The organism is Sphingobacteriaceae bacterium, assembly GCA_016715905.1.
In the GTDB taxonomy this organism is placed as follows: Bacteria; Bacteroidota; Bacteroidia; order B-17B0; family Aurantibacillaceae; genus Aurantibacillus.
In genome coordinates, this window is record JADJXI010000004.1 from 718,219 (window position 1) to 734,371 (window position 16,153).

A 16,153-nucleotide genomic window follows, 5' to 3' on the forward strand; every position below is an offset into this window, starting at 1 on the left:
AAAATGGAAAAAGTAAACATAGGTGAAAAATTGAATTTATTTCATGAGCATTGGTCGCCTCATATTGTAGGCGAATTGAATGGGCAACACATCAAATTAGCCAAGTTAAAAGGTGAATTTGTATGGCACAAACATGATTTGGAAGACGAAATGTTTTTAGTATTGAAAGGTACATTAACCATGCATTTAAGAGATAAAATAATTGTAATTAAAGAAAAAGAATTTATAATAATTCCCAAAGGTACTGAACACAAACCGGAAGCTATTGAAGAAGTTGAAGTATTGTTGTTTGAACCTATATCTACCTTAAACACAGGCGATGTAAAAAACAATCTGACCAAATCAGATTTAAAGAAAATTTAAACCCGAATTCCCATTACGCATACGTCATCAATTTGCTCCAGGCTACCCTTCCAGGCTTCAAAAGTTTCATTGAGAATATTTCTTTGCTCTTGCATAGGTAATTTTGAAATACTTAAAACCAACTCTTTAAAATTTTTGAATTTAAACTTCTTACCGTTATCTCCTCCAAACTGATCTACATAACCATCCGTAAGTAAATAAAAACAATCTCCCGGCAAAACATCAATTTCATGCAATTCAAATTTTTTACCTTCCGTTGAATGCCCTCCAATAGAAAATTTACTCGGTTTAAATTCGATTAATTCATTATTACGGATCAAAAGTAACGGGCGTTGAGCTCCCGAATAGTACAATTTATTTTCGTTTTTATGATAGGTACACAAAGCTAAGTCCATACCATCATTGGCCGATGCTTCTGAACTTTTCTTTATCAATTGAACCAATTTCTGATCAATGGCTGACAAAGCTTGTGCCGGATTATCCACCTGTTGATCGTTAATTACTTTATACATGATATCGCCGCAAATTAGCGACATAAATGCGCCCGGCACGCCATGACCTGTACAATCAGCCGCAGAAAAAACTGTAGTATTATTGCTAAAGTGATCAAACCAATAAAAATCACCGGATACAATATCTTTTGGCTTGTATAAAATAAAAGCTTCTTTAAAATTCTTATTAAACTCTTCGGTATTTGGAGCTACAGCCTGTTGAATTTTTTTAGCATACCGAATACTATCGGTAATATCCTTGTTTTTTTCTTCAATGATAGCTTTTTGTTTTTGAACTTCGACCGTTCTTTCCTGCACTTTATGCTCAAGATTTTCATAAAGATTGGCGTTATCCAAAGCAATTGCAATGGAAAGTGCCATATTCCTTAAAATGTTTACATGATAATCCTGATAAGCATTTTTTGTAAAACATTGTGCTGTTAATACTCCAATTTTTTTCTCTTTTGTAAAAAGAGGCAGGTAAACTAAAGAGTCAGGCGTTTCACCTACAATAGATTTGTTGAAGTTTTTTGTGTACTTCACATATTCTACCATATGATCATTAATCACTATTTCTTTTTCTTCTTCAAAGCACATTACGGCATATCGCTCTTTATTATCCATGCTTACTTGGACAAAGGGAAGCTTTTCACCTTTTTCAATAAACCCTGAAAATCCGATGGTATTCGTTTCCGGATTGTACATCCCAATACCAAAAGATTCAGCCCGAACAATGCTTTGGAGATTTTCATATACTCGAGAAACAATCGTTTCAACCGATAAAGAAGAGGCAATTACTTTGGCTATTTCGGCTGAAAGTTTAACATCATTAAAATTTTTCTCAATTAATTCTTTTTGTTTAATCACTTCTCTGGTTCTTTCCTGAACCATATCTTCCATATTTTGGTATAGAAATGCATTATCGATAGCGATGGCCACATACACTGCAAGGTTCTTCAAAATCTGAACGTGATAATCACTATAAGCATTTGCTTGCGTGCTTTGCACCGTTATAATACCAATCACTTTTTCTTTTAAAGTCATGGGAAGAAAAATGATAGATTTAGTATCAAAGGCGCCCTGAATAACCATATCTCCCCTTTTGATAAATTGATCTATTTCAGCATCAAAATCATTGATAACTACATCCCGATTTTCATTGTAACATAAATAAGTTAATTTATCCCGGTCGGTAATTTGATATACCATACTGGAGAATTTATCCTTTCCTTCAATGAAAAGCGGATAAACAATTTTATTCGTTTCTTTATTTAATAATCCAACACCAAAGCAATCAGCACTCATTAAACTGGTAATTTTAGCATATACTTTATCAATAATATCCTCTACAGATAAGGTTGATGTGATGTCATTTCCTATTTTAGTTAAAGTACGTTGATCCTCAAATGTTTTTTCAATTTGTTCTTTTTGTTTAATTACTTCTAAGGTTCTTTCTTTTACTTTCTCTTCCAAATTTTCATAAAGGTTTGCATTGTCTAATGCAATACCAATTGAAACGGCCAAATTTTTAAGTATATTAAAATGATAATCGGTGTACACATTTTTTTCAAAACTCTGAACGGTGAATACACCAATTTTCCGATCTTTAGAATACAATGGAATATATACAATAGCCGCAGAATCTTTACCCGAAACCGGGGCTGCTATTCCTTTTATGTATTTTTTATAATCTAGTAAATAGTCATTAATTAAAATATCCGTCTCGTTGGTAAAGCAATATGCGGCCAAACGATTTGGATCATCCGATTTATAACTAAAATAAGGCATTATCTCGTCATTCTCTACAAAACCTTTAAATTCGAGATTTCCATTAGATTCATTATACACACCAATTCCAAACATGGTGGCATCCATCAATTTATTTACATTTTCATATAATTTACTGATAATCGTTTCTACAGAAAGAGATGCACTAATATCTTCGGCAATCTGACCTAATAATCTGGTGTTTTCATATGCTGTGGAAATTTCGGCTGTACGCTCTGATACCCTTTCTTCCATTTGTGCATATAGAGAAGCATTATCAATGGCAATAGTTGTATAAATAGCTAAACTCTTTAAAAGCTGAATATGGTAATCACTGTATGCATTTACTTCGAAGCTTTGCACAGTAATTACACCAATATTTTTACCACCGTGTGAAAGCGGCATATAAATGATAGATTCGGTACTTTGTCCGGGTAGAGATTTTCTGGAACCCACCCTTTGACTATTGATAAATTCTTCCGTGAAATTATGAATAACCAAATCTTGTTGTGTTGTATAACATAAAACGGCAGGACGATTTTTATCAGACATTTTATGTGAATAGTCTTCCAGAATTTCGCCCTTTTCCATTACTCCCTTAAAAACAATTTCCTCATTTTCCGGATCGTAAATTCCTATCCCGAACATGGCAGCATCCATCAATTGATTCACACTGGAATAAACTTTACTAATAATTTCCTGTATAGAAAATGTACTTGTAATTTCACGTCCAATTTCACTAATCAGTTTGGTATTGTTGCTGGCTTTTTCAATTTCTTCTTTTTGCTTAACAACTTCAGAAGTTCTTTCTTTAACTTCTGTTTCCATATTTTCATACAACCAGGCATTTTCCAAAGCTGTGGCGGTATAGGTACTCAAGGTTTTTAAAATCTCGAGGTGGGAAGGCGTATATGCGTTAAACTTGAAACTTTGTACTGTAATTACCCCTATTATTTTTTTACCGAGAACCATTGGCGTAAATAAAAGCGAGTTTGGCATGTCGCCGGTTACCACGCGTATTTTAGTTACATACTTTTTATATTCTTTGCGGTTGTCATTTAAAAAAATGTCTTTTTTATTTTTGATACACCAAACCGTATAATTATCATCATCCGTTAAAGGAATAGTATGCACCACATCATCCAACACACCACTTTCAATTTCATACTTATACTCTACTGTATTATTTTCTTTATTGTAAATACGCACACCAAAACAATCCACAGACATTACCTCATTAATGCTGTCATATAGTTCTTTAAAAATACTTTTAAGATTCAAGTTAGAAGTAATGTGCCTTCCTATTTCATTTATTTTTTTATTTACCTTATAAGAATACTCAATTTCTTCTTTACTTCTCTTTAATTCAATCGTTCTTTCGTTTACAATACTTTCCTGCTTTTCATATAATCTTGCATTTTCCAAGGCTATAGCAATGTAAGTAGCCAGGTTTTTCAAAATATTTAAATGAAACGGATTGTATGCATTGGTTTTGAAACTTTGTACAGTAACCACACCTAATTTTTTATCTTTAAATAAAAGGGGCAAATATAAAATGGATTCTACCCTTTTTCCAATCTTAGGTGTATAGGCTTGTTTGATATACTTTATAATTTCTTTATCGTGATCATTTATTACAATTTCCCGCGCCTCATTAAAACAAATTGCCGTTAATCGATTAGTTTCTGATATTTTATATTTAGTATTCGTATATTTTTGTTTTCCTTCAATATAAAGCGGATAGATTACAGCTTCCTCCTTTTCATTGTAAATACCAATTCCAAACCCTTCAGCATCCATCAATTTGTTAATCGACTTATACGCTGTATTTACAATTTTTTCAACCGAAAGTGTAGAAATGATACGCTGACCCAACTCACTCATGTGAATAAGATTCTCGTTAAAATTTTCTAACTCTTTGGCTTTTTCTTCCAGTATTGCTCGCTCGGCACTATTTTGCAAAACCCGATTTTGTAATTCAAAACTTTTTGCCTGCTGAATACTTTTAAAATTTCTTACTTCTTCCTTATACTTATGATATAATTTAAAAAAGTAAAGCGCTTTATCATTTTGTTTTTGCTTTTCGTAAATTTCGGCAAGCTTTTGAGTTGTTTTATATAAAGTTTCTTTAGCACCAACTTCTTTGGCTATTTGATACGCTTCAGTAATAAATTCAACTGCTTTATTAGAATCCTTCTTTATCAAATATAAATTACCAATACTATTTAGGGTGTTGGCTATGCCTACTTTAAATCCAATACTTTTTCTAACCTTTAAACTTGTATTAAATTGGGATAAGGCTTTTTCGTACTGTTTAGATTTTAAGTAGGTATTACCAAGACCCTCTAATGCATAAGAAGTAACATTTAATTGTTCATCTAATCCTTTACACGTTTTAATGCATGTTTTAAAATACGATTCAGCATTCTTATATTTTTTTAAATTCAAGTAAGTTTCTCCGATACCCTCCTGAATTTTTGCTAATGCAATATTTAATTTATTTTTCTTTGCTAATTTCTCGGCTTCCAATAAAGACTTGAGCGCTTTTTCATTCTGTTCAGTAGTGTAGTACACTGTGCCAATACCATTTAATGCATCAGCCATAACCGGAATTTCATTTATTTTTAGCGCCAAATCATACGCGGTTTTATAGCATTTAAGCGCAACATCATAATCCGATAAAAGATAAAAATTGGTACCCAATGCAACGTATACCGATGATCCGTTTTTCTTATCCTTTAATTTCTTAAAAATTTCATTGGCTTGTAAACAATACTCAATTGCTTCTTCGTTTTTTGAAATCCAAACCATAGAAAAACCAATGTTCTTCTTGGCTAAAGCAATTCCCATTAAATAATTTTCTTTTGATGCTTTGACTAATGCTTTTTCAGCCAACTCAATAGCTTTTACAGGATCTTTTTTGATTAAAATCCTAGCCTTTTCATTTAAGGAATCAATTGTTTTGAAATTGGAAGGAGACTTTAAAGTAAGAGACATAATCAAAATACGTAAACACCTAAATTTAGGTCTTTATATTTGTTAAAACAAACCGAATTATTAAATTAACTTACTGTTAACTAATACTATATAAAATAAAAATCAATTAATCTCCAATTCAAACGGCATACGTGCCTGAACGCCTTTTTGACTTAAAATTTGACGTATTGATTTTAAGTATGGGTAAACCGGTCCCAGATTTTTTTGAAGAATGGACATTTCGGCATCTTTTTCAGATTTACCAAATAAATCTTCAAATGGATTTTTTGGTTTTGGTAATTCTAAAATTTTATAATCGGTAATTCCTGCTTTTTTTGATGCATATTGAATTGCATTATTTAAACCACCTAACTCATCTACTAGGCCAATGGCAATCGCATCAGCGCCGCTCCAAACTCTGCCTTGTCCAATACTATCCACATCACTTTGTTTCATTTTTCTACCTTCTGCTACTCTCGAAGTGAAAGTGTCGTAAACCTTTTCTACGCTAGCCTGAATGTACTTTCTTTCCTGTTCATCCAATGCCATTAAACCAGTTCCCATGTGGCTGTATTTATTGGTGTTTACCGTATCAATGGTGATACCTAATTTATCATCCAGCAATTTTTGCATGTTAGGAATCATTCCGAATACCCCAATAGAGCCGGTAATTGTATTAGGTTGGGCGAAAATCCGTTCAGCTGCGCAGCTGATATAATATCCACCGCTGGCTGCATAATTCCCCATACTAACTACTAACGGTTTACTCTTTCCCGCTAAAACAGTTTCTCTCCAAATCACATCGCTGGCTAAAGCACTTCCTCCGGGTGAGTTTACCCTTAGCACTATTGCCTTTACTTGATCATTTAAACGAGCTTCTTTTATTGCTTTTGCAATTCTGTCACTACCTATTTCCTGATCATCACCTTCGCCGCTCGAAATTCCCCCATTCGCATAAATAACTGCAATCTTATCTTTAGCCGTTTTTGCCTTTTCTTTAAAAGCATATTTTCCTAAACCTACCATGTTTAATTTTTCTTTATCCGCTTGCCCGGCCTTTTTCTTCAATTCACTCATAAATTCATCCATATACACCAATCCGTCAACCAATTTATTTTCTAAGGCATCACCGGGACTGCTAATTCGTAAGGTATTGGCCATTATCTGCAAACTGTCTTTTGAAAGGTTTCTGGATTCAGAAATAGCTACTAACATAGTATTCCAAATACTATTTAAAAAAGTTTCAGATTGCAAACGATTTGCTTCGCTCATTTTATCCAACATAAAAGGTTCAATGGCACTTTTAAATTTCCCGTGTCTGAAAATCTGAACGTCTACCCCTAATTTCTCAAATGTTTTCTTAAAAAACATAATACTCATACTTAAGCCTTTTAAATCCATAGCTCCCTGCGGATTCAGATAAATTTTATCACTTACAGAGGCTAAATAATACTCTTTTTGCCCATAGTATTCACCATAGGTGTAAATAAATTTTCCGCTTTTCTTAAAATCAAGTAACAAATCGCGTACTTCTTTAATGCTCGCAAAACCGGCATTTAAAGCTTGAACTTCCAAATAAATTCCTTTTACTTTTTCATCGTTTTTAGCACCCTCCAATTTTCGGGCAAGGGAATTCAAACCGGTTCCTTCCTCATTAGCGAATTTGTTCATTTTCCTGAATTCTTCAAAAGGATCTTCAATCTCTCGCTCATTGATATTACCACTTAACTTGATTTTAATTACTGCGGCTGATTTAGCCTTACCCGAATCATCCTCATTCATCGCCTCGCCAATACTGCTTTTAATTACTGCTATTATAACCACTATTCCCAGAATAGTTGCCAAAAATAATCCAATCAACGACCCAAAAAATGCCCCAAAAAACTGCTTCATAGTAAAGGTTTTTAATAATTTGTTATCTAATAAGAACCCTAAAAATACAAAGGATTATTAATTTAACCGAATTATAATATGAAAGAAGCAATTTTATGTTTGGGAAGTAATTTGGGCAACCGGTACAACACGTTAAAAGTAACGCGAAATTTAATTGCTCGTTTTGCCGGTAAGCTTGTTGCAAGTTCCAAGATATATGAAACTGAACCCTGGGAAAGCAAATCTCATTTGAAATATCTAAATCAGGTAATTATTATTCAAACTCAATTAACTGCTCCTTCCCTACTGCGGACACTATTGAAAATTGAAAAAAAATTAGGTCGGATAAGAACCGATGAAAAAAACGGAGACCGGAGTTGTGATATTGATATTTTGTTTTTTGAAAGAATGATATTTTCAAAAAAACAATTAACTATACCACATCCACAAATCGAAAATCGGATGTTTGTGCTCAAACCTTTGATGGATGTAGCCGCAAACTATAAGCATCCAATAAATAATAAAACAATTAAACAATTATATAAATCTTGTGCCGATAAGCTACATGTGAAGTTATACCAGAAACCAATTTATGTTTGTATAGAAGGGAATATTGGCAGTGGAAAAAGTACATTTGCTAAAGAAATAAGTCAATTACTCAAGGCTAAATATTTACCGGAAGAATTTGAAAAAAACAGCCTTTTACCCTTATTTTATGAAAAACCCGAACAATTTGCACTAATACTTGAAAACAGCTTCTTGTTAAGCAGGTTCCAGCAAATGAAAAATGTATTTGACACAACACAAAAAGCGGTGATTAGCGATTATACTTTCTATAAATGTCTTTGGTTTGCAAAAATCAACTTAAAAAATAAAGATTATAAAATTTTTAAAAAGCATTTTCAGGTATTAAATGATGAACTTCCTAAACCCGATTTAATAATTTATTTGAAAGCTACAATTCCTCAAATTCAGAAAAACATTAAAGCCAGAGCAAGAAAATTTGAAGAAAAAATTGATTCCACTTACTTAAAAAAGATAGCCAAAACTTATCAAGCAGGACTTGAGGATCTTAACAGCATTAAAATACTTCAAATACCCGTGGACGGGTATGAATTAAAACATACCAAAAGGTTAATAAATGAAATTAAAAGTGAAATAAATCAATTACAAAACGAATAATTTAATTAATTTTATTAGCTCATGCGTTCAATTCTTATTTTCATATCCATCTGCTTTTCATTGCTTTTTAAAAGTCAAATAACTTTTATAGGACATTGTTATATCAATAACGAAAAATTGGCTAATACCGAGATTTTAGTGAACAATGGATCAGATGTTATTCAAAAACTAAATACGAATAAAACAAATGACTTTAGTATTAAGTTGGAATTTGGAAACATTTACCGTTTACATCTTAAAAATGAGTTAAGTCCTAACTTAATTCTTGAAATAGTAGCCAATAATATACCGGATGAAAAAAAGAATATTCACATGACGCATGAAATGAATATTGAGTTTTATTATACAAATGATGATGATATAGATACCAGCGTATTTAAAAGACCATTTAAAAAATTAATATTCGACGGTAAATCAAAAATAGTGGAAGATACTGCATACACTGCGGCATTTGAAAGGAAAATTTTAAGACAGATACCATTGGTTGAAGAAGCCCGCGACCCTAAAGGTTTAGAATTTCCGGTAACAATTGCCGGACGATTAGTATTGAATGAAGATATTAAACTGCCTTTATCCTATAAAAAAGTTTCAATTTTTAATAAAGAGAATAAAATATTGAAAAGAACAGAAACCAATAGATTTGGCTCATTTGCCTTTACAGGAGTAAAATACTCGCAAATTTCAAAAATCAGAATTGAAACAGCATCTAAAGAAATTTCAGGAGGAGAAGCGCATGTATTAAACAGTAAACACGAGTCAGTTGCCAGTTCTAAATGTGCTGGCGAAGGGTGTTATATTAATTTAAATTCAGAAAAAACAAAGTCGTTGATTGACAATAATTATACGGCCAATATAGGCGGAAAACTAATACTCTCTTCACCGGGTTCTAAAAAGTTCTTTTCTAACAAAACAGTTTATTTATCAAACAAAAGAAATACCGTAATTCAAAAAACGACTACCAATATTTTGGGCACATTTGTTTTTGAAGGTTTAAAACCCGACGCATCTTATTATATTGGGATTGATGCCAAAGAAGCAAGTCCGGGTGAAAATATTGACTTTCTGAATAAAGACGATAAACTGGTTGCACAATTCGACACTGTGGCGGCATTTAGACGATCAATTAAGTTAAGTACCGACTTTAATCCAACCTTTAATGCGATTTCGATTAGTGATGATGAAATGAAAATGAATGTAAGAGCGAAATTATATGGTGATAATACCAATAACCCCATAGGAAAACTTAAAATACTTTTATTGAATGATGCTTATGTTGTTATAGACAGTGCATTGACAGATGATTTTGGAACATTTAAATTTAAATATCTTCCTTTTTTAAAGAAATTTTATTTAAGCGCAGAAAACACAAACAATATATTAGATGTGTTTAATAACATACTTGTTTACAGTATTGATGACAATTTATTAAAAGTAATGACACATGAAAAGGGAACAAAATTTGAATATCGCCCTATTCCTGCTGAAATGAATAAATTGAAAGAAATTGAAATAGATGACCCTTGGTTTGAATTAATTACAAACGATAAGGAAAGAAAAACAAAACGCGGATTAGATCAGAAAAAAACAATCATTGAGAATATTTTATTTAACAATAACGAACATGAATTATTGCCACAGGCCAAACAAATACTTGACAAAGTTATATTGGTTTTAAAAACAAATAAAAGCATTAAACTGGAGCTAAGCGCACACACTGACAGTAAGGGTAACGATGCCGACAACTTAAAATTAAGTCAATTGCGCGCGAAAAGTGTGCGCGAATACATTACGAAGGCCGGAATAGAAATTGATAGAATTATTTCTGTTGGATACGGGGAAGGTCAATTACTGAATAAATGTTCAAACAATGTACCTTGCACCGAACTTGAACATGCACAAAACCGACGTGTAGAATTTAAAATATTGGAAGAATAACAGTTATGAAGACCAGCACGATAAAATTTAATGTTACTGTAGATGAAAATCATTTACCCGAAAAAATTGAGTGGGAAGCTCCCGATGCAGGGAATAAAAGCACGGCAGAAAGCGTAATGATAGCACTTTGGGATAAAAAAGAAAATAACACCTTAAGAATTGATTTATGGACTAAAAATATGAGCATTGATGAGATGAAGAAATTTTATGTTCAAAATTTGCTTACCCTAACTGAAACTTATTTGCGAGCAACCGGTGATGATATAGGGGCCGGAAAAGCTAAAAAATTCTTTCAGGAATTCGGAAAAGAATTAAATGTTTTACAATAGTAAACGGGCGATTCAATTACTGTTCGCTATTTTTCTTAAAAAAGGAGAAATTCACATTACCATATTTTCTTTTTTCTAAAAAATAAGTTAATGTTTCCAAATTGGTTTTAGCGCCATGTTCAATAATTAAATATCCACCGGGATTTAATAGATTACGATTAAAAACAGAAGCGTGTATTTGCGCAATATCTTTTAAGTCGTAAGGCGGATCAGCAAAAATTAAATCATATGGGTAACTATTTGAACTTAAAAAACTAAAAACATCTGCTTTCACTACGCTCAAATTGAAATTTAATTCTTTACTTATTGATTTGACGTATCCACAACATTTAATACTTTGATCAACGCAGGTAATTTGTTTTACCCCTCTAGATGCAAATTCATAAGAAATATGACCGGTGCCACAAAACAGATCCAATACTTTAATTTCATCAAAACTTATTTTATTACTTAAAATATTAAACAAAGCCTCTTTAGCAAAATCGGTAGTTGGACGAACAGGTAAACCTGAAGGCACTTTTAGAATTTTTCCATGAAAGGCGCCTCCTATGATCCGCATAAATGCTGATTAACTAAACTAAAATAAAAATGTTCGGGGAGTTGCCACGATGTTTCGGTAAAACGAATTGCATTAACGGCAAAAGAAACATGCCGAATATATTTTTTCAATAATTCATGTACTTCAGAATTAACTAAAATATTTCCGGAAACTACCAGCTTTAATTTTTCAGGATCTAAACCGAATTGCTCTGCCATAAATAAAAGATAGTAGAGAACTTCCTCTTTATTTTCAATTCGGAAGGTGTTATAATAAATCAGGTCTTTATCCCTTTTCGCCAAAATTTCAATACTGTTATCCAAAAAGTTTATCCAAACATCTTTAGTTTTTAAAGAAGAATTAGTGAAAAACAATTCTATGGCTACAATTCCCGAACTTTTAATTGTTGCATTTTTAAATTCTTTTTCTAACAGATTCATTAAATTAGGTTGTGGTGAAAAAGAAAACTTCATGTTTTGAAAAGAATGGGTAAATACGGTTTGGATTTGTTGACCACTCGAAAACTCTAGGGTTTGTTTTACATTTTCCGGTTTATAAAATGATTCAGGAATTAAAGTATATATGGTATTATGAAGACAAATACTTACCTGCTGAAAATTACTTGCCGTTAACTGATGACTTTTAATTAAGTGGGAAATCTTTTCTTCTATAGATCTAAATTGCGTTAGTGCATCTAAATCAATCGTTTGAATAAGCTGAATTTGTTTAAATGACTTGTCACTTAAACAAAACTGAAAGTGGTTTTCACTTAAAAAAATGCTCAACCGGGTTATATTCTTAACCGGCACGGTAGCAACATATGCCTTTTGTATTTGTGAAACCAATGTCATCTAAGCCATTGCTAATATAACCTTAAAGAAAAAGAAGTGAAAATTTATTTACAGAGAAATTCAAAACAAGGACCTCTTTACATCAAATTGTTAATTATTAATATCTACTGAAATGCCATCCGAAATATTTAAGCCTAAAAAGTAAATGTCCAATAGAATTACATAAAAAAACCGTTATCTTTAATTCAAATACGAATATCAACAATGAAGCTCAAACAACTCTTTAAAATGAAACTCCTTATAACAATATATATAGTTATGATTAGTTTTTTAGGGTTTTCTCAAGGCAATTTAAGCTTTAAACTGGACTCCATACCGGCATACAATCCTGCTATAAGTCGAACATATGGAGTAACACTCCCGGAAAGATGGAAGTATTGCAAAGGCGACAATTTAAACTGGGCTTCGGTTAATTTAAAAGATGATTACTGGCCGAGAATAAATACAGAACTTCGGATAAACAATGTTTACCCGGCTATTTTTGATGGAATAGGTTGGTTTAGGCTTCCCATCGTGATTGACAGTTCATTAATTGGTAAACCATTATGTTTAATGATTCACCAACAAGGCGCCAGTGAAATATATATTGACGGAGAAAAAATATACGCCATGGGTGATATTTCAGCGGGTAAACAAGAATTTCAATCAAGAGAAAATTTAAACGGATTACCCATTTATTTTAGCTTTAAAAAAGGAGTAAATCATCTAATTACCATTCGATATTCACACTTTGCAATTGCCAAGTACCGGAAAATAAGTGATAACAATGCCATCGGATTTAGCGCGGCAATTGGTCATTTGCAAGAAGGTGTTCAAAACAATTATATTGCAGGAACCGTTATTTCATCTTTTTTTATTTTTTATTTCACCTTTTTTGCTGCCATTGGTTTCCTTCATTTGTTAATGTACTTTTTTTATAAAATTAACCGCTCAAATTTATATTTCAGCATTTTTTCATTAGGCTTTGGAGTTGGATTTTTATTTATGACTATTCAGTTTGTAGGATTTGATCCTGATTTTAACCTGAGTTTACAGCGCGTGTTTATTTATCTGCCATACTTTTATATAAGCGGATTATTAGCCATGCTTTATAGTATTTTTAATAACGGGAAATTGCCACGTATTTTTTGGATCATATTCACATTTCTCACCATAGATTTTATAAGTACTTTATTTGGGTTTGACTTAAAATATACTAGTATAGTTAATACTATCGTTTTGGTTATAGAGCCCCTTAGAATCGTAATTCAAGCCATTATAAAAAAGAAAGATGGTGCTTGGATAATTGGTACGGGTATTATCTCCACTATTGTTTTTTTCATTGTTTTTATCATGTCCAGTTATCTTCAAAATTCAGCTTACATTAACGATGGTCCGGCTATATCCTTGTTAATGGCATCCATTATAGTGTATTTTACCCTAAACATACCTTTAGCCATGTCTATTTACCTGGCCCGAGATTTTGCCCGTACCAGTAAAAAATTGGCACTTAAATTAAAAGAGGTAGAAGAACTATCAGCTAAAAACCTGGCCCAGGAGAAAGAGAAACAATTGATATTAGAACAACAAAATCAGATTTTGGAAGAGAAGGTAGTTCAAAGAACAGAGGAAATAACCGCTCAGAAGAAAATAATTGAAGAGAAGAACAAGGATATTACGGATAGTATTAAATATGCTCGAAGAATTCAAATGGCTCACATCCCCAGTGAATCCATGATAAAAAGGATATTGAATAAGCTTCGATAAACGGAACCTTTATAAAACCAAAAACCCGTATTTCCTACGGGTTTTTTGGCTCTCAAAAAACTAAAAACCATGGCTAGGCTTCTAGTTGCCCAATCGAACACGTCGACCGGGAGTATTTTAATTATTATCTAACTTATTCTTTAAGTCAGATAAAGCAGAAATGTCTCCTAAAGTTGTTTTTTCAACATTATCTTTAATCTTCTTAACTGCTTTCTTATTATCATCAGCCTCTGCTTTTTTAGCCGCTTTGTCTGATTTTCTTACTTCGTCTTTCACTTCTTCGTGTAAACGAGCGTGTGATACTACAATACGTTTAGCATCTTTGCTAAATTCGATTACTTTAAAATCAAGAATTTCTTCTGACTTTGCGTTTCCACCTTCAGCTTTAGCTAAGTGACGAGCCGGACAAAAACCTTCTACGCCATATGGTAATCCAACAGTGGCACCTTTATCATTTACAGTCATAACGGTTCCTTTATGTACCGAATCAATAGTAAATACAGTTTCGAATACATCCCAAGGATTTTCTTCTAATTGTTTATGACCTAAGGATAATCTGCGATTTTCTCCATCGATTTCAAGAACAACAACATCCATCTTCTCTCCTACTTTGCAAAACTCACTAGGATGTTTTATTTTTTTACTCCATGATAAATCAGAAATATGTACTAATCCATCAACACCTTCTTCCAATTCAACAAATACACCAAAATTAGTGAAGTTGCGAACTGTACCTGAATGTTTCGAATTCTTAGAATACTTCTCCATAATCATGTTCCAAGGATCAGGAGTTAATTGCTTCATGCCTAAGCTCATTTTGCGTTCTTCGCGATCCAAGGTTAAAATCTGAGCTTCAATTTCATCTCCAACTTTAACAAATTCCTGCGCACTACGCAAGTGCTGGCTCCAGCTCATTTCACTTACGTGAACTAAACCTTCTACACCCTGTGCAATCTCAACAAACGCACCGTAATCATTAATTACAACTACTTTTCCTTTGATTTTATCGCCCACTTTTAATTCAGCATTCAAAGCTTCCCAAGGATGCGGAGTTAATTGTTTTAAACCTAAAGCAATTCTCTTTTTATCATCATCAAATTCAAGAATTACAACCTGGATTTTCTCATCTAATTTTACTATTTCTTCAGGATGATTAATTCTTCCCCACGATAAATCAGTAATGTGAATTAAACCATCTACTCCTCCTAAATCAATAAACACACCATAAGAAGTAATATTTTTTACAGTTCCTTCTAATACTTGTCCTTTTTCTAATTTAGAAATGATATCTTTTTTCTGACTTTCAATTTCAGCTTCAATTAATGCTTTATGTGAAACTACAACGTTTTTAAACTCATTGTTGATTTTCACCACTTTGAATTCCATTGTTTTTCCAACGTACACGTCGTAATCACGTATTGGTTTTACATCTATTTGTGAACCCGGTAAAAACGCTTCAATTCCGAATACATCAACAATTAATCCACCTTTAGTTCTGCATTTTACAAAACCTTTAATGATTTCATCTGTATTCAAGGCAGCATTTACACGATCCCAACTCTTATTAGCGCGGGCCTTTTTGTGAGAAAGTATTAATTGACCACTTGCATCTTCAGCATGTTCAACAAATACTTCTACTGTATCTCCAATTTTTAAATCAGGGTTATATCTGAATTCAGAAAGTGCAACTACACCATCTGATTTATAACCAATGTTTATAACAACTTCACGGTTGTTTTTTGCTACTATTACACCTTCAATGATTTGAAGATCTGTAATCGTGTTTAACGATTTTCCATAGAGCTCATCAAACTTTGCTTTTTCTTCGTTTGAATAATTTTCTTGTTTCTTACCAATCGAACTCCAATCGAAATCCGGATTACCTACTAGGGCTTTTTCTGCCATTTTATTAATTAATTGTATTATATCGCGAGGCCGATATAAGGGGTTAAACTTATTTATTTATGCGCTTTTGCCTCAAAAAGCGGGGTACAAATATACGATTTTTAAGCCCCCCTTTTTGTTGAGTTGATTAATTTTAAAATGCTGATTTTTAAATAAATAGATGAAGCTAAAATGTTTATAAATTGTAAAATTTAATTC

At 32.5% G+C, this 16,153-nt stretch carries 10 protein-coding genes; 5 read left to right on the forward strand and 5 right to left on the reverse strand.

Annotated elements, in window-relative coordinates; all coding sequences use genetic code 11:
* Positions 1–3 precede the first annotated feature (3 nt).
* The gene (locus IPM51_07465) at positions 4–363 is read left to right on the forward strand and encodes a cupin domain-containing protein (protein MBK9284146.1); all 360 of its coding nucleotides are present in this window, start codon (positions 4–6) and stop codon (positions 361–363) included.
* Here the strand turns inward: IPM51_07465 and IPM51_07470 are convergent.
* Together IPM51_07470 and sppA are read right to left on the reverse strand one after the other, a co-directional pair.
* A complete protein-coding gene (locus IPM51_07470) occupies positions 360–5,618 on the reverse strand; it encodes a GAF domain-containing protein (GenBank protein ID MBK9284147.1) in 5,259 nt (1,752 codons plus the stop codon). The two genes, IPM51_07465 and IPM51_07470, sit on opposite strands and share 4 nt — an antisense overlap.
* 102 nt (positions 5,619–5,720) lie before the next feature.
* Positions 5,721–7,490: a signal peptide peptidase SppA gene (gene sppA, locus IPM51_07475; GenBank protein ID MBK9284148.1), complete on the reverse strand. Its 1,770-nt coding sequence runs from the start codon at positions 7,488–7,490 to the stop codon at positions 5,721–5,723.
* Between the two features lie 78 nt (positions 7,491–7,568).
* On the opposite strand from sppA, the gene folK reads away from it, so the two are divergent.
* From folK to gldC, 3 genes are read left to right on the forward strand one after another with little or no spacing between them, the layout of a single operon-like run.
* A complete protein-coding gene (gene folK / locus IPM51_07480; GenBank protein ID MBK9284149.1) occupies positions 7,569–8,651 on the forward strand; it encodes a 2-amino-4-hydroxy-6-hydroxymethyldihydropteridine diphosphokinase in 1,083 nt (360 codons plus the stop codon).
* 21 nt (positions 8,652–8,672) lie between these two features.
* Positions 8,673–10,586: an OmpA family protein gene (locus tag IPM51_07485; protein MBK9284150.1), complete on the forward strand. Its 1,914-nt coding sequence runs from the start codon at positions 8,673–8,675 to the stop codon at positions 10,584–10,586.
* 5 nt (positions 10,587–10,591) lie between these two features.
* The gene (gene gldC, locus IPM51_07490; GenBank protein ID MBK9284151.1) at positions 10,592–10,915 is read left to right on the forward strand and encodes a gliding motility protein GldC; all 324 of its coding nucleotides are present in this window, start codon (positions 10,592–10,594) and stop codon (positions 10,913–10,915) included.
* Between the two features lie 16 nt (positions 10,916–10,931).
* Here gldC and IPM51_07495 read toward each other — a convergent pair whose 3' ends face one another.
* Together IPM51_07495 and IPM51_07500 are read right to left on the reverse strand one after the other, a co-directional pair.
* On the reverse strand, positions 10,932–11,474 hold the full coding sequence (locus tag IPM51_07495; GenBank protein ID MBK9284152.1) for an RsmD family RNA methyltransferase: 543 nt from the start codon (positions 11,472–11,474) through the stop codon (positions 10,932–10,934).
* Positions 11,462–12,304, reverse strand: a complete 843-nt coding sequence (locus tag IPM51_07500) for a DUF3822 family protein (protein MBK9284153.1) — start codon at positions 12,302–12,304, stop codon at positions 11,462–11,464. Before IPM51_07500 ends, IPM51_07495 begins: the two co-directional genes overlap by 13 nt.
* 258 nt (positions 12,305–12,562) lie before the next feature.
* Between IPM51_07500 and IPM51_07505 the strand changes: the two genes are divergently transcribed.
* Positions 12,563–14,050 carry a hypothetical protein gene (locus IPM51_07505; protein MBK9284154.1) on the forward strand — a complete coding sequence of 496 codons (1,488 nt, stop codon included), beginning with the start codon at positions 12,563–12,565 and terminating at the stop codon, positions 14,048–14,050.
* Positions 14,051–14,167: 117 nt separating this feature from the next.
* Here IPM51_07505 and rpsA read toward each other — a convergent pair whose 3' ends face one another.
* A complete protein-coding gene (rpsA, locus tag IPM51_07510; protein ID MBK9284155.1) occupies positions 14,168–15,955 on the reverse strand; it encodes a 30S ribosomal protein S1 in 1,788 nt (595 codons plus the stop codon).
* Positions 15,956–16,153 lie beyond the last annotated feature (198 nt).

Coding starts and splice junctions, on each gene's coding strand:
- IPM51_07465 (MBK9284146.1), top strand. CDS start 4: ATGGAAAAAGTAAACATAGGTGAAAAATTGAATTTATTTCATGAGCAT.
- folK (MBK9284149.1), top strand. CDS start 7,569: ATGAAAGAAGCAATTTTATGTTTGGGAAGTAATTTGGGCAACCGGTAC.
- rpsA (MBK9284155.1), bottom strand. CDS start 15,955: ATGGCAGAAAAAGCCCTAGTAGGTAATCCGGATTTCGATTGGAGTTCG.
- sppA (MBK9284148.1), bottom strand. CDS start 7,490: ATGAAGCAGTTTTTTGGGGCATTTTTTGGGTCGTTGATTGGATTATTT.
- IPM51_07495 (MBK9284152.1), bottom strand. CDS start 11,474: ATGCGGATCATAGGAGGCGCCTTTCATGGAAAAATTCTAAAAGTGCCT.
- IPM51_07505 (MBK9284154.1), top strand. CDS start 12,563: ATGATTAGTTTTTTAGGGTTTTCTCAAGGCAATTTAAGCTTTAAACTG.
- IPM51_07485 (MBK9284150.1), top strand. CDS start 8,673: ATGCGTTCAATTCTTATTTTCATATCCATCTGCTTTTCATTGCTTTTT.
- IPM51_07500 (MBK9284153.1), bottom strand. CDS start 12,304: ATGACATTGGTTTCACAAATACAAAAGGCATATGTTGCTACCGTGCCG.
- gldC (MBK9284151.1), top strand. CDS start 10,592: ATGAAGACCAGCACGATAAAATTTAATGTTACTGTAGATGAAAATCAT.
- IPM51_07470 (MBK9284147.1), bottom strand. CDS start 5,618: ATGTCTCTTACTTTAAAGTCTCCTTCCAATTTCAAAACAATTGATTCC.